Below are 23,109 nucleotides of genomic sequence, written 5' to 3' on the forward strand. Positions count from 1 at the left end.
TTTATTTCCCTCCGCTTAATTGTTGGAATAAAAGCTGGCTGTGAGAACGCCCTTCTTCTTTTATAATATAATTAGAAATTTGCTTGGCTCGTTGATTGGCTGATGCAGGATGTTTTTCCAGCAAATTAATAAGTGTTTGTTCTTCTTCCGCTCTTTCTCCAAATAAATCTTTTTTGTGATTAATTGGTCCTTCATTGTAATGCTTTGAGTAAAATTCATCATAATCAAATTGATAGAAGAAAACCGGCTTATTCATATAGGCAAAATCAAAAGATACGGTTGAATAGTCTGTAATCAATATGCTGTGCCGCTTTAACAAGCTTTGAACCGTTTCTTCCCCTTGTCTGGCGATTCGAATGCGCTCTCCAAGTACAGGAAACGATTCGATTAATTGCTGCATCTGATAATGCGGAAAAAAAGTAACCGTTAAGTCTCTTTCTTCAAGAATTCGGTTGAAGTCTGGATTTTTAAATAACGACATGTATCGATTCCAGTAGTCGGACTCAAACAGCTGTTTTTCTGTTTTGATCCAGTTTCTCCACGTGGGCATGACAAGAATTTCTTTTCCTTTACTTGTATCCTGTAAGGCATCCCACCGCGCCAAGCCTGTCACAACCACCTCATTATCTTCATAGCCAAATTCTTTCACGATGTGTTTCTTTTCAAATGGGGAAGACACAACAAACTGGCTGTAGTTCATTCGATTTTTATGCAGCACATGATTCACTCGGCTTACTCCGATGACACCATGCTGAATAAATACTTTCTCATTTTGCTGCCACTCGGGATAGTACTTAATAATATTTTTATACGCGGTCGTGTACATATTTGAAGCTTCTGAGTAACTGTTAATCGTCTTATATGAAACAAGCAAATACAGGGTATGCTTCAAGCTGTTGAAGTGTACAATATTGCCCAAGTGCTTAATCCGCTGGTAATCTTCTGCATTTTTATCGATTACGTAGTACGCATTTTGATGCTTATGATTGGTTCGAATATACGTATATAAATGATAGGAATTATCCTGAGCCGTATCTTTTCTTTCTCCGATTAGCCATATATTTTTATTTCGGTACAACCGATTGAACAGTTTATATAACACAATGGCTGAAAACGTATGATAGTCTCTTTTCTTAAGAAAGCTCATATCATACCTTACCGCTCTTTTGATCCCGGTTAATTTTGATATACACTTCTCTAAAAAGTTCACTTTTTTTACACGAACGCTCATCTGTGAATTTGTGCTAAAAGAAGCTGAGACTTCTACATTGTGCGTAATATTCGGTTTTGCATGATTCCTAAGCTGTGCCAGGATCACCTGCAGTGGCTCGTCAACTACTTTCCCTCCAGCTTTCAAGCGTAAAAACACGTTCCAGCTGCCGTTTTGCAGAAGGTTTACTAGATTAATTGTGATTGTTTGAAAACCGGCATGATGATAGTTAATTTTGTTATGAGCAAATAAATAACTTACATCTGTACGCAGCTCGTTTTCGAGCGAGATAACTTTGGTTTCCATTTTGGATTTAAAGACAATTTCTTTTTGTATGTCCTCTGTAGATAGGCCTTTTACAAATGCATATCCCCCGATGGTAAGATTTGCGCCTTCTAATCTGATTACTTCAATGCGATGCTCTGCTTGCAAGCTGTGTATTTCCAGCCACGGCGCGTAGGCAGGATACTCCTCTATAAGCTTGCTGTACACTTTTTGATTTTGCTGTACAAGTTCGTTTGTAAACGAATCTTTACAAAAGCTAGATAGAAGCTTAACAAAGGGTTCATAATCTTTTTGTATAATTATCTGAGAGAGAAGCCTGTTTCTGCTATCTAATTGATCTAGCAAGCTTTTTTCTGTAAGAATATGAACAAATGCATGGCTGACAGTAAGAAGCTCATGTAATTGTTCTTTAGAAAAAGCAGCGGCTTTTCGAAAAAGCGAGCTGAGAAAAAAATCAAGCTGGCGCTTTTCGATATGGACAAGTTCATTCTGTCTATGTAATGAATCGTACAATTGCTTTAACTCTTTTTGAACAAGGACTAACTGTTCAAAAAAAGCCAGCGTTGCTTGCTTAGATAGCGTGTGTTCTTCTTCGTTCACCCGGTAGTACAAAACAGGGTAATTACACATAGCCGTCTTGTTTGAAAGATGAAGAGCGTTTTGTGTAAAAAGTAAATCTTCACCTATTTGAAGGTTTTCTTGGAACACAATCTTTTGCTGAAGCAGCCATTCTCTTCTAAACAGCTTATTGCTCACAGAAGGCGTAAGATGCAGCTCTTGATGGGTAGAAATATGCCGTACGGCAGGAAGGCCTTTTGCAAAGACTTTCTTCATATAGGCTAAGTGCCAAGTGCGGTACTCGTTAAAACATTCAAAGTTCCCTACAGCAGTATCTGCATCCGATTTCACTGCGGCTTTATACAGCCTTTCATAGGCATCAGCCGGTACATAATCATCTGCATCTAAAAAGGCAACATACTCGCCTTGTGCGTAAGATAAGCCTTTGTTTCTCGCCGAGCTTACTCCATTATTTTCTTGAGTGAAATAACGAACATGAGGATGTGCTGCAGCATATCGGCTTGAAATGATGCCGCTGTTATCTGTTGACCCATCGTCTACAATAATGATTTCAATTGGCTGCAGAGACTGATTGATAACAGACTCAATACATTGAGAAATATAGGGTTCTTTATTATAGTTTACAATCACGACGGTGACTTTATATTTACTCAAGTTGCTCATTCCTATTCTTGTAAAAATTAGTGATCATGCTGCACACATTTAGAAGGTTAAAATTCTAGCTGACATACTATGCCAGCTTTTTGTAGATATCAATAAAAATTTCTTTTTCATTATTCCAGTTGTACTTTTCACGAGCTTGATAGCAATTAAGGCTCATTCGTTCACGTTCTTCAGGATGATCAAGCAAGTAGTTAACGCCATTGGCAATCGACACTGGATCATGTGAGTCAACGCACACTCCAACTTTCTCTGATTCTACTACTTTTTGAATTTCAGGAAAGCTGCAGGCGATAACGGGAACCGCACTCATCATATACTCAAATAATTTGTTTGAAGACGCTGAATAATGGTTAAAACAAATATTATTTAAGACTTGGAAACCAAGATACGCGTTTTTCGTATAATGCATAAGATCTTCCACCGGTACTTTTGGTAAGAACTTAACACGATCTTCAAGTCCTTGCTCTTTTACTATTTTCTGAAGCTGCGGTTTGATACGACCGTCACCGATGAATACAAGCACGCCTCGTTTGAACAGCGGTGCTGCTTCTACCAGCTTATCAAGTCCTCTACCAACTTGAACACCGCCTTGATATAAAAGGATTGGTTCAGTAGAAGGAATATCCAGCTTCTCATGAAGATTAACAGATTGACTCAGCTCTGGCTTCACAACAAACGGATAATTATGAACAACCTGGGGATACAACTTATACAAGTCTTCCGTATATTTAGCACGCGTATGATTTTCTGCAATCATCACATCCGTAAACTTAATATAAAGTTTTTCCATTATTCCGTAAATAGGACTGTTGTACCCAGTGCGGCTTGTTTGCACTTCGTGAGAATCATAGACTAGCTTTTTCCGGCGCAAAATTTTTGCACATGTAATGCCTTGAGGAAGCGTATTTAAATCATTCGAATGATAAATATCATATTTCTTTTTTAATCCGTATTTCACCATTTGACTTGCAATATACCCTCGAACCATAAACGTTCGAGCTTTTGGCGTCACAAACAGTCCAAGAAGAACAGCTACTAGTAACGTGATGACTGTTAGCTTCCATAACCCTAGACCAAGTATAACTAATGCAAGCAGCTGCAAAGGAATACTTTTTTTCAAACGTCGAGCGGCTCCAAGAAGCATTTGTAATAACGGAAACTGGTTATTTACACGAATAACGGTAAACCCTTCCTTGCGCTCTTCTTTCTTTTTAAGCTGTGGATTTTTCCGGTCGTGAATCGCAATAAGGTCCACATTGTAGCCGGCTTCTACCAATGAAGAACATTCTCTTAAGACGCGGGCATCATTGGTAAAATGATTCCACACAAACATACATACGTTCTTAGACATCTTTATCCTCCGTCGTTACTTTTAAGATATTCATAGTGAAGAGTCTATGTAATTATAAAACTTCGGCTTTTTCTCTCGCTTCTACAGGAGCCACCTCTTCATATGCAGGTACTCTGTTTTCAATCAAATTGATTAACACATTGATATTTCGTTCCCACAGAAAATGCTGCTGAACATACTTTCGGCTGTTTAGTGCCATTTCGCTACGCAGAGAAGGACGCTGATACAGGTATAGAATGTGTTTTAGCATTTCTTCTGCCTCATGGGACTTTGCTACAATTCCTGCTTCTGTCGTTTCAATGATCGTTTTTGCATAACCTGATACGGCTCCAACAATAGGAAGACTGCACGTCATATAGTCGATAATTTTTCCAGGCAATACCGTTTCAAATACTTCCTTGCCGTTAAGCGTAACAATTCCAATATGATGGGTTGAAATTGTCTTTAAACATTCTTTACGGGTAGAAGGCTTCATGAAATTCACGTTAGAAAGATTATGTTCTTTCGCAAACTTCACAAATTCCCTCTTTTTAAATCCGTAACCCATCACCGTGAGCTGAATATCATACTCATTTAGTTCTTTCGCTAGTTCCATTAAGATGGTGACGTCTTGAGCCAAGCCAATATTTCCTGCGTACATGACTTTAAAAGGCCCGTCACCTGATTCAATCGGAGAAATTTCTTCTTGGCGAGCAGCATTTGGCATAAAAGAGATTTTGTTTAGAGGAATATGGTAATTACCGATGATAAAATCTTTGAAGCGCTGACTGTTTACGATAATTTTATCGGCTTTTACATACAGCAGTTTTTCTAACCTGCTGAAGATATAAATAATAAACCGATAATTAAATACTCCGACTCCCTTTAGTGATTCCGGCCACAAATCTCTTATATCCAGAATCATTTTTGTCCGGTACCGATACTTTGCTACTAACCCTACAACCGCAATAAAAATAGGCGGCGACGTCACAAAAATAACATCATATTTTTTACGGTCAAATAAAATAAATAAAATCATGCGAAACGCAATTTCTAAGTAGTACCATAAGCGATTAATAATGCTTCTGGAGTATTTGCGATTGGCTACTTTCACTCGTGTAACATCATTTTCTTCATCTAATGAATCATCGTCCCAAAACTGCTTATCGCTATAAATTTTCTTATTGGGATACGTTGGTTCAGTTGTCAAAACATCTACATCATAATCATTTTCTTTTAAGAGCTTATATACGTTTTTCATCCGGTTTCCGGCGCTTCCGATTTCTGGATAAAAATGCTGAGAAATCACAAGTACTTTTTTTGTCATTAAGCTTCACCCCAATACTACTTAACCGGCAGCCTACTCACATAAGCTACCGGCAGGTTTCTCTGTTTAAGCTTTGATTTGCTGCTCTTTTAACAGCTGCTCCATAAATACAAGAAGATCTTTACGCAAATCTTCGTGCTGAAGAGCAAACTCTAGCGAAGTTTGGATAAAGCCTAATTTTTCTCCTACGTCATAGCGCTTGCCTTCAAAATCATACGCAAACACGCGCTGAATTTCATTTAGCTTTTGAATAGCATCAGTTAATTGAATTTCCCCGCCCGCTCCGATTTCTTGCTCTTCTAAAAATTTAAAAATCTCAGGAGTGAATACATAGCGGCCCATAATCGCTAAGTTTGAAGGTGCTGTACCTGCTGCTGGCTTTTCAACAAATGACTCTACTTGGTAGCGGCGGCCTTTGTTTGAAGAAGGATCTACGATACCATAACGATGCGTTTCATTTTCAGGAACAGTCTGAACACCAATCACTGAAGATAACGTTTGCTCATACTCATTCATTAATTGACGCAGACAAGGTGTTTCTGCCTGTACAATATCGTCTCCTAAAAGAACAGCGAACGGCTCGTTGCCAATAAAGTTACGTGCACACCACACCGCATGCCCTAATCCCTTTGGTTCTTTTTGGCGAATATAATGAATTTCCACATTTGAAGACTGGCGAACTTTCTCCAGCAGTTCAAATTTACCTTTTTCAGCTAAGTTTTGCTCTAGCTCAGGCGCGTTATCAAAGTGGTCTTCAATTGCACGCTTGCCTTTGCCCGTTACGATAATAATATCTTCAATGCCTGACTCAATTGCTTCTTCAATAATATATTGAATAGTAGGCTTGTCTACAATCGGAAGCATTTCCTTTGGCATTGCTTTTGTAGCAGGTAAAAAACGTGTTCCTAACCCTGCTGCTGGAATAATCGCTTTTCTTACTTTTTGCATGTTATGTTCTCCTTTATTATGTAGTTGTGTCTATACGAGTTTTTCCGCTAAAATCCGCGTCCGCTCCCCGTATGTTGACTTCATTTGATAAATTTTGCACTAAAAGCAAAAAAGAAGGATGGGCTGGTTTGCACTTGTAAATCCGTCCAAACTAGCTATCTTTTCTTTTACAAAACGTGCTTTTTTTCTACACATATAGTAATATATCTTTTTCCTCAGTACGCCATTACGTATATTAAAACGAAAAATAACACGTTTCAGTATGTCAGACCTTCTGACATGGCTATTTTAAGCGTAATTTCATCCATCTTATCAAGTAATAAGTCTGGATGCATATAGGAAAAAGGTGTCAAATTAAAATAATAATGAAATTTTCATCTTTCTTTCATATGCCTTAAGACCTAACAAAAGCAATATTCATATTAGCACATTACAGTAAGTATTTCTATGTCTTTTTTTGTCGAAATTTCTACCTCAGTAAATGTAACACTTTCTTTCCTTATATAAATTGCTAAGGGAAAATTAGGAACAGAACACCTTTTAAGCCAAAAAAGAAGCTTTTCAGAACCTAAAAAAGGCCTGAAAAACAGCAAACAAAAATAAGGCGCCGAAACCGCTTTGGTTTCGACGCCTTATCAAAAAGTCTGCCTGTTATTTAAGAAATTAGGTTAATTACTTCCATAATAGTAGTAATAATTTCCTTCTTCCATTTTACGATTATTAAGAACCGCTCCAAGCAATTTCGACTTTGCCTGCGTTAGCAATTCTTTTGCTTTTAACGCTGCATCTTTTTCCGTTTTTGAACTGCTTACAACTAAAAGAGAAGCATCTACTTGATTGGCTAAAATTTGAGCATCTGCTACGGCTAAAATCGGCGGTGTATCAAAAATAACCATATCAAATCGCTCCTTCATCTCAGCAAGCACCTCTCCCATTTGCTTAGAAGCAAGAAGCTCAGAAGGATTGGGAGGAATCGGGCCACTCGTTAAGACGTAAAGATTCGGCACTTCCGTACTTTGAACCGCTTGTCCAAGCGCTGACTGTCTCGTTAACACGTTGGTAAGACCCGTATGATTTTCGAGACGGAACGTGTAGTGTGCCGTTGGCTTTCGCAAATCTCCATCGATAAGCAGCACGTTCAAGCCCTGCTGTGCATAAACAGCAGCTAAGTTAGCAGCTGTTGTGGACTTTCCTTCAGAAGGTCCGCTCGAAGTCAGTAAAAGAGATTTAATCTCTTCGTCCGTTCCTGAAAACTGAATGTTTGTACGAATCGTACGATACTGCTCAGCCACCGGATCTTTCGGGCTGTTATGAGCGAGCAGACGTCTTTTTAACGTCAGCATTTTATCATTTCTTTGCTCTTTCGTTTTACGAGCCAAACGTCTCACCTCTTTGCGGTACGCGAGCAGTTAAATCCGGACGCTGTACGTTGGTTGCTTTTGGTACATCTTTAATCGTTGTAATAACTCCCATAACAGGAAGTTCTAAAATGTTTTCGATATCCTGCTCTGTTTTTAACGTATTATCCAAGTATTCCAGTAAGAACGATAGACCCACACCTACCATCAAACCAACAACAATAGCAATTGCAACGTTTAATAAAGGCTGAGGTTTCACAGGGCTTGGGTTTTCGCCAAGCGCTGCTTTTGACAGCACTTTTACATTGTCCACGTTCATAAGCTTAGGCACTTGTTTTTGAAAAACAGAAGCCGTTGTATTTGCAATGTCAGCTGCACGCTTCGCACTTGTATCTTGTACGACAATCTCTGCTACTTGAGAGTCCTTGGCATTTGTTACTTGAATTTTACTGCTTAAATCTGCAACAGATTCATCAAGCCTCAATTCTTTAATCACTTTGTCCAAAATGGCCGGACCTGTAATAATATCATTGTACGTGTTAATAAGCTGCACGTTCGTTTGAACGGTTTGATTACTATATAATTGCTGATCATTTTTTGCTTGATTGACTAAAATCTGCGTTTTCGACTCGTACACAGGCGTTAAAACAAAAAAGCTAATTACGGCACTTACAGTTGCTGCGATAATGGTAATGAGTACAATAAGCCAAAGACGCTTACGAAGCACTGCAAACAAGTCTCGCAAACTAATATTCTCTTCCATAGTTGACCTCCGAACTTAGTAACTTCAAAAAAATTCAATCTACTATTCATTATAATTGACAAAACCTAAATTTACTATATTCTTCTGTAAATTAAATGAAATCCTTACATTTCTTACTTTTACTTTCAATCTTTATATCGACACCGCAATCGGTTTTTTTACTCTTTCCATGACTATTTGTTCAATTTTTCTTAAATACTTCTCACTTTGACTCAATGATTCTTTCTTCACACCAAAATAGAACTTCGCTTTCGGCTCTGTTCCAGACGGACGAATCGTAAACCACGTGCCGTCTTCAAAATGATACTTTAGTACATTGGAGACAGGAAACGGCATAGACTCAGTCTTATCTTCTTTTACATGCACGCGCTCACCTGATTGATAGTCCTCGATACATGTAACGGCGATTTCTCCCAGTTCTTTAACTGGATTCACTCGAAACGCATCAACTAGCTTTTGAATTTGCTCCGCTCCGTCTTTTCCTTTTAGCGTAATAGAGCGAAGTGATTCTTTGTAATACCCGTATTTGCTGAAAATATCAAGCAAGCCGTCATAAAGAGACTTTCTTTGAGCTTTGTAATAAGCCGCGACTTCGGCTGCAAACACAGCTGATTGGACCGCGTCTTTATCACGTACAAAATCTCCAATTAAATAGCCGTAGCTTTCTTCATAGCCAAATTGAAATTGATAGTCGCCGCTGCTTTCAAATTCATGAATTTTTTCGCCAATAAATTTGAATCCTGTTAACGTATCAAATGTTTTTAAATCGAAGCTCGAAGCAATGGCACGGCCAATTTCTGAAGTTACAATTGTTTTCACAACCGCTCCGTTTTCAGGCAGCACGCCTTGTTCTTTCTTTTGAATCAACAAGTAATGAAGCATCAGCGCCCCCAGCTGATTGCCTGTTAAAACGACATACTCCCCGCTGCCATCCTTCACAGCAACGCCAAGGCGATCCGCATCGGGATCAGTTGCCATTAAAAGATCGGCATCTATTTCTTTTCCGTATCCGATGGCCAGTTCAAAAGCCGCGTGCTCTTCCGGATTCGGTGACTGTACAGTCGAAAAATCAGGATCTGGAAGCTCCTGCTCTTTTACCACCGTTACGTTAGTAAATCCAAATGCCTTTAGTCCTTCACGAACCGGCTTATTTCCCGAACCATGCAAAGGAGTAAAAACAATTTTCAGCTCATTTCCTGCTTCTTCAACAAGCTTACGATTTAATTGAATTGTTTTTAAGTCCTCTGTATAAGCAGCGTCCACTTCCGCTCCTATATACGTTAATAATCCTTCTGCTAAAAGCTCTTGCTCTTCTTTTACAGAAATCGATAACTCATTTTCAACACGATTCATATGTGAAATAATCTTATCCGCAGCTGCCGGCGGAAGCTGACCGCCATCTTCGCCATACACTTTATAGCCGTTATATTCAGGTGGGTTATGGCTTGCGGTAATGACGATTCCCGCAAATGCATTTAAATAACGCACCGCATAAGAAAGCTCAGGCGTTGGACGAAGCTCATCAAATACATAGGTTTTAATTCCATGCTGCCCCAGCACTTTTGCGACTTCCAAAGCAAATTCAGGGGATTTATGACGAGAATCATAAGCAACAACTACACCCTTTTTCTTTGCTTGTTCTCCACTTTCTTCTATATAACACGCAAGGCCTTCCGTTGCTTTTCTTACCATGTATACATTCAAACGGTTCGTTCCAGCTCCAAGCTCTCCGCGCATGCCGCCCGTACCGAATTCCAGATTTTTATAAAATGCGTCTTCTGCTTGTTTGTCATCTTCTTTCATTATAAGGAGCTCTTCTTTTAACTCGGCATCAAGCGCATTAAATGTTAGCCATTTGTCTAGCTGTGTTTTCCAATTCATGATGTTGACCTCCTTTATGGTTCGGATGAGATGCAATAAGCTGAAGGGTTCCTTTTATGGTGAAGGAATCTACATGATTTGGGAGGATAAAGTGATCACCTTTTTGCAAAGCGTATTCTCCGTCTTCCGTACAAAGCGTTCCTTTTCCTTCAATAACGCTGGCTAATAGAAAATGTGCATCTTGCATCAATTCCATTTCCGTCTTCACATCCCATTTGTAGACCGTAAAATAATCTTCTTCTACAAACGTAACGATGGATCCACCGCTCATTTTTATAAACGCAGGCTCCACTTTTGATGTGATGTGGGGAACGGTCGTGACTTCAATTGCCTTTTCCAAGTGCAGCTCACGCAGGTTCCCGTTCTGATCACGACGATTGTAGTCATAAACGCGATAGGTTGTGTCTGAGCTCTGCTGGGTTTCAAGTACAAGCGTACCTTTACAAAGCGCGTGAATCGTACCGCTAGGAACATAGAAAAAGTCACCGGGCTTGATTTTTACACGCTGTAATAAATCATTCCAGTGACCTTCATCCACCATATTCATAAATTCTTCTTTACTTTGTGCACGGTGCCCCAAAATCATTGTGGCACCTTCTTCGCAATCTAAAATATACCAGCACTCTGTTTTTCCAAACTCGCCGTTTTCAAATTCATTTGCATATTCATCATTTGGATGAACCTGAATCGATAAATCTTCGTTCGCATCTAAAATTTTAGTTAATAGAGGGAATTTTTCGCTATCGAAATGTCCAAATATCTCTGGATACTCATCCCAAAGCTCGCTTATCGTTTTGCCCGTATAATCCCCTTCCCGTACAACACTCGGACCATTCGGATGAGCTGAAATTGCCCAACATTCCCCGGTTTGATTAGAGGGAGTTCGATAGCCATAGACCTTACTTAATCTGTCTCCCCCCCAAATCCTCTCTTGAAATAATGTTTCTAGAAAAATAGGCTTTTTCAACTTTCTTGCATCTCCTCTACTTTACATGTTACCTAGATTTTTTTAACTTTAAGTACATAGTCTTGAATTTCTTCCCAAGTCATAAACAACCTTACAATATCTTCTTCAATTAGTTGAGAACCCATCTGCACTTCAATAATTTCTAAGTCAGTAATAGCTTTAACTGCATGCTTATCTCCAGCTTGAATTTGTATAACATCGCCTGGTTTGACTATCTGCATTCGATCATTTAAAATTAATTCGCCTTTTCCTTTAATAATAGTCCATGTCTCATTTCTATAATCATGGAGCTGGTAACTTAAATTTTCTCCTGAAGTAATGCAAACTCTTTTTGTTAATACTTCTTTTTCACCCTCTAGTTTTGTATAGTCAAGTACTCGATACCATCCCCAACGTCTTTCTTCATACATAGGGCGGTTATCAAATTCCCCTACTAATTCTTTAATTCGAGGACTAGCTTCTTTGTCAGATACTAAAATTCCATCTGGACTAGCTGCTACAATTAAATCTGTTGCACCTACTACCGTAACTGGAATATCTAATTCATTAATTAAATGAATGTTCTTACTGTCTTTACTAATAACACCCTTACCAATTTGAGTTGTTGCCATTTCCTCCGTTAACGTGTTCCAAGTCCCTAGATCTTTCCAATAACCATTATAAGGAAGCGCAACAATATTTTCTGTTTTTTCTACTACCTCATAATCAAAACTAATCTTAGGAAGTGTTGCATATTGGTTTAATAATTTTTCATATTCAGTGGGGAATCCTTTTTCCTCAAGAATTGAAATTACATATCCCAGCTTAAAAGCAAACACTCCACAATTCCACAAAGCTCCTTCTCCAATTAGACACATAGCTTGCTCTTCATTCGGCTTTTCAGTAAAGCGATTTACTGTAAAATGTTCTTTATTACTTTTTTCAGAATTAGGAACAATATACCCATATTTAGATGATGGATAAGTAGGAGTAACACCGATTAGAGCAAGCTGAGCATTACTTTCCTGTACAACTTTCTCTAAATCTTTGACCCTATCAAAAAATTTATCGTCCACATATGGATCTACTGGTAAAATAGCTACCACTTCATCTAATTCTGCTTTTTGAACGCTATATACATAAGTAGCTGCTAATGCAATGGCTGGAAACGTGTCTCTCCGACAAGGCTCAATAATTAAGCCAGCTTGATTATCAAGCTGGCTTTTAATCATATCTTCCTGTGATTTTCCTGTTGCAATAACTGTTGAATTCGCTAAGCCTACATTAGTGATTTGCTTCCAGACTCGTTGAACCATAGATTCTAAACTTCTATCTTCACTTTTGCCTTCTAATACTTTTAAAAATTGCTTCGATCGAGAATCATTTGATAAAGGCCACAGACGCTTACCTGAACCACCAGACAATAAAATTAATTTCAAATTGTTACCCCCTATTTTTCATTTTATATACCTTCGTTATTTAAACTTAACTCCTCAGCCCTTAATGGTTACTTCACTTACTTTGAATTATACACTTTGTATTTTTGAAGCTTATCTAATGTTATTACATAATCATTATTATAAACGTCAGATAAATGTTCCAAGCTGTTAGTCTTGCCATCTTTTAAAAACTTATCCTGCCAAGTTAAAAACCAACTCCAATTAACCTGATATTCTTTTAGCAAATCCGGGTCAGGAATAGGTCCATTTTCAGATAATGCTACTAGCTTTTTATCATGTACTAGTGACATTAATTCAGCATATTTTTCAATTTGAGGTCTATAATCACCCGCATCTGGATACGAATCGTAACTAACGATATCTACGTATTTGTTTCCTGGATACCATTCTTTAGAACTGGAATTCCAAACCCAAATTACATTATTTATTTTATGATAGTTAGTAATTCTATCGTATATAAGGCGGTAAAGCTCTTTAGCTGGTTCTGGACCTTTTGCTCCCCACCAAAACCATCCACCTTCTGCTTCATGTAATGGACGGAATAGTACAGGAACATTTGCTTGTTGTAATTTTTTTAATTGCAAGGCAATTGCATCTATATCCTTTAATAATAACTTATAATCTTCTGACGTTGGATGTGATAAAGCATATTGGATGTTAAAGGTGGTTGCTTTTGTTCGAAAACCCTCGCTCCATTCCTTTCCTGGCTCATCTATTAAATCCTTAGGTGCATTCCAATGCCAGCTAAAGCTTACTATGCCTCCTTCTTGATGCCATTTTATTGCTTCTTCTGTCTCATTTGACTTTACTCCTCGCCTTACCCGAGAAAGAGAATAATCCCTAAAGTCAAAACCTACAACAGCTGGCTTTTTTCCTAAATGCTCATCTATCCATTCGACTTCCTTTAGACCTTGCTGCCCAGAAAGAATGCGACTTTTTTGAATACTAACTAAAAATTTCATAAGTTTTTTTGTTTCATTGTTAGCCTTTTTATTTACAAGTTCATCATTTATAGTTGATTTACCTTTCACTGGGAAATCCTGAATTCTAATATAATCTATATTGTAAAAACCCCATTCGGAAATAAGCATAATATTATTTTTTCCCTTTTCAAGAGAAAAATTCCCCACTGAAATTTCCTGGAAAGTATTTAGTGCGGGTAAAGAAAATTTCCTTAAATAATCTCCATTTACATTAATTAATGTATATTTCTCACCAGAGGCTTTGGGGATATAATATTTAATACTGATATTATATATTCCTTGCCGAGGTACATTTACGTCAAATACAATATTATCATCTGATTTGTTAAATTTAGTAACATAGCCTTCGCCAGAGTAATTCTTAATTTTATTATCAACCTCAACCCCAGATAATTTAGCTTCTTCAGCTTCAAAAACTTCATTATATTCAGTACTTCTTAAAGTATTAATTGCAAGCCCCACGATTAAAGCTAAAGTCAGAGAGAATATAATTACATTTAACTTAAACTTCAAATGTTATCCTCCTCTATTAACTCTAAAAAGCATTCTCTAATGATAAAAACTTTACAAACACTAATATGGTAAAATATAAAAAATAAACTGGTTTATTATTTAAAAAATAGAGTTTTATTTAGAATATCTATTCGACTTGTATATTAATTTATTTATAGAAGTTTTTATAACTTTAATTTCATTTGAAATTTCACCCAGAATCGCTAATAAAGCTGTATAAACTACGCTTCCTATTATTGCAGATATGATTAAGTGTAAAATTTTTACATTAACATTTTCACAATACACGTACACAGATATATACATAATAAGAGAACTTAAAACAATTTTAAAAATAGACCTGATTTTTAAAGGTATTTTCATTTCTTTGTTTGAGCGATACACAGTAATAAATAAATACATTATATAAGCAAATAATGTAGTATATGCGGCCGCTTCATATCCATATCGGGGAACCAATATTATGTTTAATAATATATTAATTACTCCAGAATACAGAGCATGTAAAAATATTTTTTTTGTATCTTTAGATAGTTCCCATGTTTTATTATAATAAAAAGTTATACCATATATAACCATTCCTAGTGCGGAAATTATTAAAGTCATTCGGCCTTCTAAGTATTCAGAAGAACTAATATATAAAATTAAATCTTTAGACAACGCCGTAATACCTGCAAATAGAGGTATTATGATAAGAAAATAATATCTTTGTTGATCACTTATAGACTTTGCAGCTCCTACTTTACCATGTTTATTCATCGATGATATTATCTTAGGATAAGCACTCAATAAGAGAAACGTTGTCAATATACTGAAAATATTGTTTGCTAAGGAGTACGATAAAGAATATATACCTACTTCCTTAGAATTTCGAAATATTCCAATAATATAACGATCTGAGGACGCCATTATCCATTGCATCGCAGAAAGACCAATTAAGGGTATACCATATTTAAAAAAATCAACAAGTATAGTAGTTGAAAAATATTTGATACTTATTCTAATATTTTTTATTTGTGTTAAAAATATCAAAATACTTACAATTACTCCTGACATACTATAGTAATAAATAATACTGCTAATATTTTTTCCATGTTGCATAACATAAACTATAGTTATGATGAGCTTAAAAACAGTATAGAGAATAACACTTATTGAATATAATTTAGAATTATTTTTAGCTCTAAGAATAGTCCCCAATATAAGATAAAAACTTTCAGAAACAAAAAATAAAAATGATACTGTCAGAAAATTTCCGATATAATCTCCAATATTGCTTCCTTTTGTAAAAAATACTACCAACATAATTATCAATAGTATTATTATGTTTACAATTATTGTTGTGAAAATTATTGTGTTAATCACATAATTTCCCTTTTGTTCATTTGCAAATTCTTCATAAAATCTAATTAAAGATTGAGATATCCACCCAATTAATACAGTCGTCGCCAGACTTACTGTAGTAATTATAAGAGAATAATATCCGTACTCTTCAGGTAGAAAGTTCTTAGTAAGCATACTAATAAGTATAAAACCTGAAATGCCCGATACTATGCTGCTTACTAAGTAAAAGATTGAACTACTTTTTCTCATAATAGAATCCAGTCCTTTTTCACTTGTTTAAACTTTGAGTAAATACCTTTAGAAAGTTATTTCGCTTTAAGAACTAGCTCATCTAAATTATTTAATATAAAAGCTTTTTTTTCACTCTCAGTATATTGTTTTGTATCTATAAGGGTATGTTTATTTTTTGTAATATAATCATCTAATTTGCAAATCAATTTTGCTGGATTTCCACCTACTATGGAATTAGAAGGAATACTTTTTGTTACTATACTTCCTGCAGCGACAATACAATTATCCCCTATCGTTATTCCTGGTAGTATAATTGCATTCATTCCTATAAATACGTTATTTCCTACCTCAATTTTGCCAATAATATTAGTATATTTGTATTTTTCATCCAGTCCTCTTAAAACCCACGCTCCACCGTCATGAGTAATGAATTGTACTCCATTAGTAATGGTTACATGATTTCCAATTTCAATTAAATATTCCTCAGAAGAAAAGTTTGTACAAAAAAATCTACAATTTGTACCGACTTTTACTCCTCTTAGCTTTGCCTCCCTAATTGCAATATCATTACAATAAGTATGTTTATTCCCAAAATATTTATACAGCTTATAATAAAAAAGCTTGAGCTTATCTCTCATATATTCTCCCTCCAAAAAAAGCTAATTAAATTTTAATTTAATTAGCTTTTTGATAGTTATAATTTTTGTATAATAAGAAACTGAATTAGAATTAGTCAATTAAAGATTAGGTACATATAAACTTAGAATTTAATCTATTTGTTTCTTTAATTTATTAGACATATTAATTAATAGCATCGCTACAAAAGTTAAGATTTGAGTAATACCGATACTTACAGCCATTCCATTATAAGAGTTTGCAAAAACAAAAATTAACGTATAAATATAACATAGATAAAAGTGTTTATTTTTTACAAAGATAATAATTGGAAATAAACAGAATATTATATAAATTAATATGGTGACTAAGATTCCATAGTCGTACATGTACATTACAAAAGGCATTTCAATATTATTCAAATCGCTTACCGACTGTAACAAAGAATCAGATGCGCCCATTCCCCCTCCAGTAAAAAGATGAGGCAGTGGTACGTTACTATCTGATAAATAATCTAAAGCTGATAATCTACCATTACTAAGATCTCCACTTTCAGAAGCCATTAGGAATCGTTGGACGACATTTTGTTTGATTGGTCCAATACTTAGTATACTAATTGAAGTTATGAGTAAGAGAACTAAATTTCTACCTTTATTACTTCCTACCATTATAATAGAAAGCAAGGTAGCGCAGACAATAATTATACCAAATTTGCTATTGCAAACCAGTGTCCCTAAAATAGTGGTACCATAAATAATATACATAGGTACACTAGCTTTCTCCTTATAATAATAATTATAAGCAAGGTTTACGCCTATAAAAATAACTATTAAAAACATATTAGTAAGAGGATGCCCTAGAATAGAAAAAAGCCGGTAGACTTGACTTTGAATATCCCAATTTATACTAGTATAATAGTTAGTATTATATAATAAGTTAGCTAGCATCATTTGTAATTTTTTACCTGAAATAAAATCCATAACTCCGTAAATTACATTAATTATTATTACTATATTATATAATAACAAAAACTTTTTTATAGTATACTTTGGTTTTTCTAGGTGTATTCCCACCAGAAGAAGCGGTATCAAAATTGAATACAAAAACCTATAAAATCTTGATACTTCAATATGATAATAAAATACACTGGTCATATTAAGTAAAAATATAAATGAAAAAATATAGATAACAAATTTACTTGCCTTTTTAAAGAAGTACAAGTAATATCCGATTATTAAAAGCGTAGGCAAGAAGGAATACAATAAATTAACATGAACTAAATTCGTAAGCATTGACCTTACAACATTGGAGTACAAAAAAGTATAAATAATTAATATATATATAAAACCATTTTGTAGTCTTAAATACCTATCTTCTATAATAGTATCAGAGGCTAAATTTTTTTGCTTCATTTGTTAATCCTCACAGTATAATTTAATCTTACACCGGTAAGATTACTATTTTAATTTGATGTATTTTTCGTCTAGATTAAACACGTATTGTAAATGTGTCTATAAATCCAACCATTTTTGGGAAATATTTTTAAAACTAAACTCATTTACTCTTTTAATTGATTTATTTTTCAATTCACCTCTTAGTTTATCATCTTTCAATAATAATACTATGGCTTCACTTAGTTCAGTTTCTTCAGGTACTATTTGATCTTTTGCACCTAGGATTCCTCCCTTAAATACAGGGGTTAAAATTCCATACTCTTCAATTTTGAATTTATCTATTTCAGTGCTTAAAGTCGTTGATGGGGCTAATATCTCTCTTGGTCCAGATTTACAATCTGTCGAAATAATAGGTGTTCCACAAGCCATTGCTTCTAAGATAACATTTCCTAGACCTTCGAATAAGGAAGGTAACACAAATAAGTCTGCATTATAAATAAACTTAAATGGATTCTCCTGAAAACCTATTAAATGAATGTTTTTAGACAAACCCAAATCATTTATTAAAGTTTTCAGCTCTTTTTCTAAACTTCCTGTTCCTAATATAATTAGTTGAGCATTAGGAATTTTTCCGACAACCTTTTTAAATGATCTGATTAAGTGCCACTGCCCTTTTTGGTATGTAAGCCTACCTACTGTAATAACGGTAGGGTTTTTATAAATAGTTTGGTATCTTTCTTCTAATGATTCTTCTTTAAGATTAGAGATTCTTTCTATATCTACAGGGTTATATATAATTTCAATTTTCTTAGGATCTATATGAAAATTGTTTATTAAATCTAATTTTACTCCTTGAGAAATTGCAATTATCTTATTAGCTTTTGCATAAATCTTTTTCACTATTAATGCGTGTAATTTTTTTGTCATTCCATTAAATTCTTTGGATTGATGGTTTCGAATAGAAACAAATAACTTTTCATTACTTCTTGATAAAACATTAATTGTATTAGGATTATCCAAGAAACTTATACATTTATCTATTTTGTATTTATTCTTAAATTTTTTTAGAGCAATGATTCTACGCATTGTATTAAAAGATTTACCTATTAGATTATTAGATGAACCAATATTCAAATTAATTATATTTCCATTGTGTTCATACATATTTTCCGTATCATGATATATAACTATATACTTTTTATAGTCATCTGAGATACCTTTAGTTAAATTTGCTACAACTCTTTCAGCGCCCCCGCCCGTTAAAGCAGGTATAATAAATGCAATATTCTCTTTCAAAGTCTCACCGCCAACTAATTTAAGGTTCAGCACCTTTTTTGCTTTATTGATATAATTCAAAAGTAATAAAATTACATCAATTTAATTTTGCTTATAGTTTTTACTCATCAAAGCCTATATTATTCTCTAACTTTTCGTACATTTCCTTCATTTCATTTTCTGTCTTCTGATCCCAAGGTTTTGAAAAAACAGGTACTTCATTCATTAATAATCTATTCTTCTCAATGTAATCGCTAGTTTTACCAATTATTTCAGCTGGAACTCCAGCTACTATGACTCCATCAGGTATGTCTTTATTCACAATACTTCCAGCAGCTACTATAACATCTTTTCCGATTTTAACATTTGGTAAGACTGTACTTCCCCATCCTATAAATACTCTATCCCCTATCACTACTCTTCCAACTTTTGTTTTTCCCAAACTTTGTTTTGTTGAAGCATCGTGAGCAAGAATAGAACTATTGGTAATAGTAACTTCATTACCTATTTCTATTAAGAAGCAGTGGCCATAATCAATATGTGCATCATATATTTTACAATTTTCCCCGATTTTCAAGCCTCTTTTTTTTAATCTTATTAATTTTAATTTCATTAATAAATTACTTAGTCCCATGTGAGCTACCTAATGTCTTCCTTTGATCTAGGGATAAATAGAGATTTTCTACCGTTTTAAAATAACTATTAATATCAAACAGATCTACCGCTACTTTTCTAGAAGCTTGACCCATATGTTTAAAATTAGAATCAGTTACAAGTTTAATTGTAGAATCTGCTAACTTTTCTTTGTCACCAGGATTTATAAGATATCCATTTTCTTCATTTTTAACGGCTTCATTGATACTACCTACATTTGTGGAAATCACAGGCATTCCATAACTAATAGCCTCTAATATAGATAAAGGTAAGCCCTCGTTATAAGATGGTAATACAAATACATCTGATTCCTTTAAAAGTTCCTGCTTTTGTTCATTGTTAACCCATCCTACAAATCTAAAGTGTTTACTTACCCCTAGTTTTTCTACTAATGCCTTTGAGGAACTTTCAAGTTCACCATCACCCGCAATAATAAATTCTACTTGTTTATTTTTAGCTTCAAGTTCTTTGATTATCTTTTTTGAGGCTTCTATTAAATCTAAAATACCTTTTCTTTTTATCAAAACGGCTAAAAATAATATTTTTATTGTTTTATCATTGAGTTCGTTTTGTTTGACTGGAATGGGAACAGAGTTTCTTAATATGAAAGTATTTGATTCATTTTCTATTCTTTTAATTATATTATTCCAGCTTTCTCCTAGTGTAATTACTGTATCAGATTCTTTTAGTAATTTATTTATTTTCCCCTTTAATTGTTCATCACTTTGATTGTAGAATTCTTCGAACTCCGCACCATGTGTATGAGTAATTACCTTTTTATTAAATAACTTAGATAATTTGAAGATAATGTATTTCCTACTAAAGCTTCCTCTTTCCGACATATGCATATGAATTATTTCTACTTTTCCAAAAATTAATTCATTTATTAGCTGAACTAACCCTTTCAAAAAAAATAATTTTTTATACAAATTATTTTTAGTTTCTATATGAGTTGGAATATATTTTAGTGTAATACCTTCTTCAAACTTGTGTTGCAAGAAAGATTCTACTACCGTAGTCATTCCGCCTTTAACTTTCAGGCTAGAACCTACCATCACCACTTTAATATTTTTTTGTTTTTCTGAATTCACCTTACTTCGCCACTTTCATAATTTTTAGTAAATGAGTTCATCCTGAAAAAGCTTTTTACAACTACTTAATAACTTATCTTCTATTATAAAAGCTCAATCATTTTTTTCTTATCTCTTCAACAATTAATTTCATAAAATACATATCATTTACAAAATAACGTTTAAACATTCTTTTTGGTTCTTTAATAAATCTATAAAACCACTCTAAAGAAAGCTTTTGCATCCATAATGGAGCTCTTTTAACTGTCCCTGCCATAAAATCAATAGCAGCACCTACTTGAATGCTCACAGGAACTTTTAATAAATGAGAATTGTTATGAATAAAGAATTCTCCTTTAGGTGATCCAAGTGATACCAGTAACAAATCAGGTGCAAAATCATTTATTTTATCTATACAACGTTTAAGCTCGATAGGATCCTTTTCAAAACCAAAAGGAGGAGAATAAGTATCGATGCAAAAGGTATCTCCAAATTTCTCTTTATACATTTTTGCAACTCTGTCCGCAACTCCTGGTTGTGAACCAAAAATAAAGAGTCTATGATTTTCAATTCGTGCTAATTCAAACAGTTTCGGTGTTAAATCCGCACCAGAAACTTTCGATTTAAATGGCTTTTTAAATAGTTTTGACAAAATCACTATAGGCATGCCGTCTACTAATTTTAGACTAGCCTTTTCATATACTTTTTTGAAGTCTTTATTTTTATTGATATTAACTAAATGGTCTACGTTGGGAGTTACAACGAAACTCGTAGAGTTTTCCTTTTTATTTCTAGTAATTAAACTATTAATAGCTTGTACCGCATTATCCATATCTAAATTATCAAAATTCACGCCGAAAATATCAATCTTTTCTCTTTCCATGCTTGAAAGCCTCACTTATTTTTATTAGAAAAATTTTTTTAAAGGGCAGCTAGTTTTCTTTCTAAGGATGGACGTCCAATAGAATGATACTCAACGTTACTTACTCTAACCTCTTCTAAAGAAAAGCAATTTCGTCCATCAAATAAAATTGGCTCTTTCATAGTATTTGAAAGTTTTGAAAGGTTGATCTCTTTGATTTCTTCCCATTCAGTTAAGATTAAAGCAGCATCAGCATCAGATAAAGCATCATTTACACAAGAAGCATAGCTTATTTCTTTTGGTAATATCTTTTTAGCATTTCCAATTGCGATAGGATCATAAGCAATTATGTCTGCTCCTAGCTTGGCAAGTTCATTGATTATCACTATAGAGGCAGCCTCTCTAATATCATCTGTATTAGGTTTAAAAGCGATGCCTAGTATAGCAATACGTTTACCTTTAAGTTCATCGAAACGATTTACTAATCTATCAACCAAAGTTTTTTGCTGATTATTATTTACTTTAATAACCGATTTTAAAAGTTCAAAGTTATGTTCATTGTTTCCTGCAATTTGTACTAAAGCATTTGTATCTTTAGGAAAGCATGACCCTCCATAACCAATACCTGCTTTCAAAAAATCTGTTCCAATACGTTTATCTTGACCCATCCCTATCGCGATATCTTCAATATCAGCTCCTACTTTCTCACAAATATTAGCAATTTCGTTAATGAAGCTAATTTTTGTAGCAAGAAAAGCATTTGAAGCATACTTAATCATTTCTGCGCTTCTAATATCTGTTTTAAACACTGGTATATCAAGATTTTTATAGATTCCCTCTACAAAGTCAGCTGCTTCTTTATTATCGGCACCAATGACAATCCGATCACCATTGAATGTATCTTTTACTGCTGAACCTTCCCTCAAGAATTCTGGATTAGAAACTACACTTACTTTCACATCATTAGATAAATTTTTAATGATTATATTTCTAATATAATCATTAGTCCCAACTGGCACAGTACTTTTTGTAATAACTACTGTGTCACTATTAATATAATACGCTATGCTTTTAGCAGCCTCTTCTATATAAGTTAGATCAGCTTCTCCATTTGCTTTTTGAGGAGTCCCCACTGCGATGTAAATAACATCACTATTCATAAAACTACTTTTGTGATTACTTGAAAATTTAAGACGGCCATCTTTAATATTTTTTTTCATTAAATCTTCTAGACCTGGCTCATATATCGGTGAAATCCCTTGTTTCATCATGTTTACTTTCTTATGATCTATATCAATACAAGTAACAAAATGTCCAATTTCTGATAAGCAAACACCAGTAACTAAACCTACATACCCTGTTCCAATCACTGAAATCTTCATAAATACCTCCATTGTAAAATTTATAATTTAATGCAA

Annotated in this window: 18 protein-coding genes; all 18 read right to left on the reverse strand. The window is 34.4% G+C overall.

Annotated elements, in window-relative coordinates; translation table 11 throughout:
• Position 1 precedes the first annotated feature (1 nt).
• Positions 2 to 2,728: a bifunctional glycosyltransferase/CDP-glycerol:glycerophosphate glycerophosphotransferase gene (locus ACH6EI_RS18845; RefSeq protein WP_108674498.1), complete on the reverse strand. Its 2,727-nt coding sequence runs from the start codon at positions 2,726 to 2,728 to the stop codon at positions 2 to 4.
• 76 nt (positions 2,729 to 2,804) lie between these two features.
• Positions 2,805 to 4,088: a glycosyltransferase gene (locus ACH6EI_RS18850; RefSeq protein ID WP_325075855.1), complete on the reverse strand. Its 1,284-nt coding sequence runs from the start codon at positions 4,086 to 4,088 to the stop codon at positions 2,805 to 2,807.
• 52 nt (positions 4,089 to 4,140) lie between these two features.
• Complete coding sequence (locus ACH6EI_RS18855; RefSeq protein WP_099330704.1) at positions 4,141 to 5,394, reverse strand: glycosyltransferase family 4 protein; 1,254 nt, start codon at positions 5,392 to 5,394, stop codon at positions 4,141 to 4,143.
• 66 nt (positions 5,395 to 5,460) lie between these two features.
• Positions 5,461 to 6,342 carry a UTP--glucose-1-phosphate uridylyltransferase GalU gene (gene galU, locus ACH6EI_RS18860; protein WP_013055839.1) on the reverse strand — a complete coding sequence of 294 codons (882 nt, stop codon included), beginning with the start codon at positions 6,340 to 6,342 and terminating at the stop codon, positions 5,461 to 5,463.
• A gap of 668 nt (positions 6,343 to 7,010) precedes the next feature.
• Positions 7,011 to 7,721, reverse strand: a complete 711-nt coding sequence (locus tag ACH6EI_RS18865; RefSeq protein WP_279400977.1) for a CpsD/CapB family tyrosine-protein kinase — start codon at positions 7,719 to 7,721, stop codon at positions 7,011 to 7,013.
• Complete coding sequence (locus ACH6EI_RS18870) at positions 7,711 to 8,463, reverse strand: YveK family protein (RefSeq protein ID WP_394530598.1); 753 nt, start codon at positions 8,461 to 8,463, stop codon at positions 7,711 to 7,713. The genes ACH6EI_RS18865 and ACH6EI_RS18870 overlap by 11 nt, the downstream gene beginning before the upstream one ends.
• Positions 8,464 to 8,595: 132 nt before the next feature.
• Positions 8,596 to 10,344 (reverse strand): phospho-sugar mutase, encoded by a 1,749-nt coding sequence (locus ACH6EI_RS18875; RefSeq protein WP_397377800.1) that lies wholly within the window; start codon positions 10,342 to 10,344, stop codon positions 8,596 to 8,598.
• On the reverse strand, positions 10,304 to 11,311 hold the full coding sequence (gene manA, locus ACH6EI_RS18880) for a mannose-6-phosphate isomerase, class I (RefSeq protein WP_394530595.1): 1,008 nt from the start codon (positions 11,309 to 11,311) through the stop codon (positions 10,304 to 10,306). The genes ACH6EI_RS18875 and manA overlap by 41 nt, the downstream gene beginning before the upstream one ends.
• 32 nt (positions 11,312 to 11,343) lie before the next feature.
• Positions 11,344 to 12,729, reverse strand: coding sequence for a sugar phosphate nucleotidyltransferase (locus ACH6EI_RS18885; RefSeq protein WP_394530594.1), 1,386 nt, complete (start codon positions 12,727 to 12,729; stop codon positions 11,344 to 11,346).
• Positions 12,730 to 12,806: 77 nt separating this feature from the next.
• Positions 12,807 to 14,246, reverse strand: a complete 1,440-nt coding sequence (locus ACH6EI_RS18890; protein WP_394530593.1) for a glycosyl hydrolase — start codon at positions 14,244 to 14,246, stop codon at positions 12,807 to 12,809.
• A 114-nt stretch (positions 14,247 to 14,360) separates the two neighbouring features.
• A complete protein-coding gene (locus ACH6EI_RS18895; protein ID WP_394530592.1) occupies positions 14,361 to 15,839 on the reverse strand; it encodes a lipopolysaccharide biosynthesis protein in 1,479 nt (492 codons plus the stop codon).
• A gap of 56 nt (positions 15,840 to 15,895) precedes the next feature.
• Positions 15,896 to 16,459 (reverse strand): acyltransferase, encoded by a 564-nt coding sequence (locus tag ACH6EI_RS18900; protein ID WP_394530590.1) that lies wholly within the window; start codon positions 16,457 to 16,459, stop codon positions 15,896 to 15,898.
• 129 nt (positions 16,460 to 16,588) lie between these two features.
• The gene (locus ACH6EI_RS18905) at positions 16,589 to 17,848 is read right to left on the reverse strand and encodes a hypothetical protein (protein WP_394530589.1); all 1,260 of its coding nucleotides are present in this window, start codon (positions 17,846 to 17,848) and stop codon (positions 16,589 to 16,591) included.
• A 99-nt stretch (positions 17,849 to 17,947) separates the two neighbouring features.
• Complete coding sequence (locus ACH6EI_RS18910; RefSeq protein WP_394530588.1) at positions 17,948 to 19,126, reverse strand: glycosyltransferase; 1,179 nt, start codon at positions 19,124 to 19,126, stop codon at positions 17,948 to 17,950.
• Positions 19,127 to 19,226: 100 nt separating this feature from the next.
• The gene (locus ACH6EI_RS18915; RefSeq protein WP_394530587.1) at positions 19,227 to 19,739 is read right to left on the reverse strand and encodes an acyltransferase; all 513 of its coding nucleotides are present in this window, start codon (positions 19,737 to 19,739) and stop codon (positions 19,227 to 19,229) included.
• Positions 19,726 to 20,850, reverse strand: a complete 1,125-nt coding sequence (locus tag ACH6EI_RS18920; protein ID WP_394530586.1) for a glycosyltransferase family 4 protein — start codon at positions 20,848 to 20,850, stop codon at positions 19,726 to 19,728. The genes ACH6EI_RS18915 and ACH6EI_RS18920 overlap by 14 nt, the downstream gene beginning before the upstream one ends.
• A gap of 97 nt (positions 20,851 to 20,947) precedes the next feature.
• A complete protein-coding gene (locus tag ACH6EI_RS18925; protein ID WP_394530585.1) occupies positions 20,948 to 21,712 on the reverse strand; it encodes a WecB/TagA/CpsF family glycosyltransferase in 765 nt (254 codons plus the stop codon).
• A 38-nt stretch (positions 21,713 to 21,750) separates the two neighbouring features.
• A complete protein-coding gene (locus ACH6EI_RS18930; RefSeq protein WP_394530584.1) occupies positions 21,751 to 23,073 on the reverse strand; it encodes a UDP-glucose dehydrogenase family protein in 1,323 nt (440 codons plus the stop codon).
• Between the last annotated feature and the right edge of the window lie 36 nt (positions 23,074 to 23,109).

It is taken from the genome of Priestia sp. JSM ZJ58 (assembly GCF_044383985.1).
Classification (GTDB): domain Bacteria; phylum Bacillota; class Bacilli; order Bacillales; family Bacillaceae_H; genus Priestia; species Priestia zanthoxyli.

What these genes read in the sequence shown, in the direction of transcription:
- ACH6EI_RS18905 (WP_394530589.1), bottom strand. Translation starts at nt 17,848, where the DNA reads ATGAAGCAAAAAAATTTAGCCTCTGATACTATTATAGAAGATAGGTAT.
- ACH6EI_RS18895 (WP_394530592.1), bottom strand. Translation starts at nt 15,839, where the DNA reads ATGAGAAAAAGTAGTTCAATCTTTTACTTAGTAAGCAGCATAGTATCG.
- ACH6EI_RS18925 (WP_394530585.1), bottom strand. Translation starts at nt 21,712, where the DNA reads ATGGAAAGAGAAAAGATTGATATTTTCGGCGTGAATTTTGATAATTTA.
- galU (WP_013055839.1), bottom strand. Translation starts at nt 6,342, where the DNA reads ATGCAAAAAGTAAGAAAAGCGATTATTCCAGCAGCAGGGTTAGGAACA.
- ACH6EI_RS18930 (WP_394530584.1), bottom strand. Translation starts at nt 23,073, where the DNA reads ATGAAGATTTCAGTGATTGGAACAGGGTATGTAGGTTTAGTTACTGGT.
- ACH6EI_RS18870 (WP_394530598.1), bottom strand. Translation starts at nt 8,463, where the DNA reads ATGGAAGAGAATATTAGTTTGCGAGACTTGTTTGCAGTGCTTCGTAAG.
- ACH6EI_RS18855 (WP_099330704.1), bottom strand. Translation starts at nt 5,394, where the DNA reads ATGACAAAAAAAGTACTTGTGATTTCTCAGCATTTTTATCCAGAAATC.
- ACH6EI_RS18915 (WP_394530587.1), bottom strand. Translation starts at nt 19,739, where the DNA reads ATGGGACTAAGTAATTTATTAATGAAATTAAAATTAATAAGATTAAAA.
- ACH6EI_RS18900 (WP_394530590.1), bottom strand. Translation starts at nt 16,459, where the DNA reads ATGAGAGATAAGCTCAAGCTTTTTTATTATAAGCTGTATAAATATTTT.
- ACH6EI_RS18850 (WP_325075855.1), bottom strand. Translation starts at nt 4,088, where the DNA reads ATGTCTAAGAACGTATGTATGTTTGTGTGGAATCATTTTACCAATGAT.
- ACH6EI_RS18875 (WP_397377800.1), bottom strand. Translation starts at nt 10,344, where the DNA reads ATGAATTGGAAAACACAGCTAGACAAATGGCTAACATTTAATGCGCTT.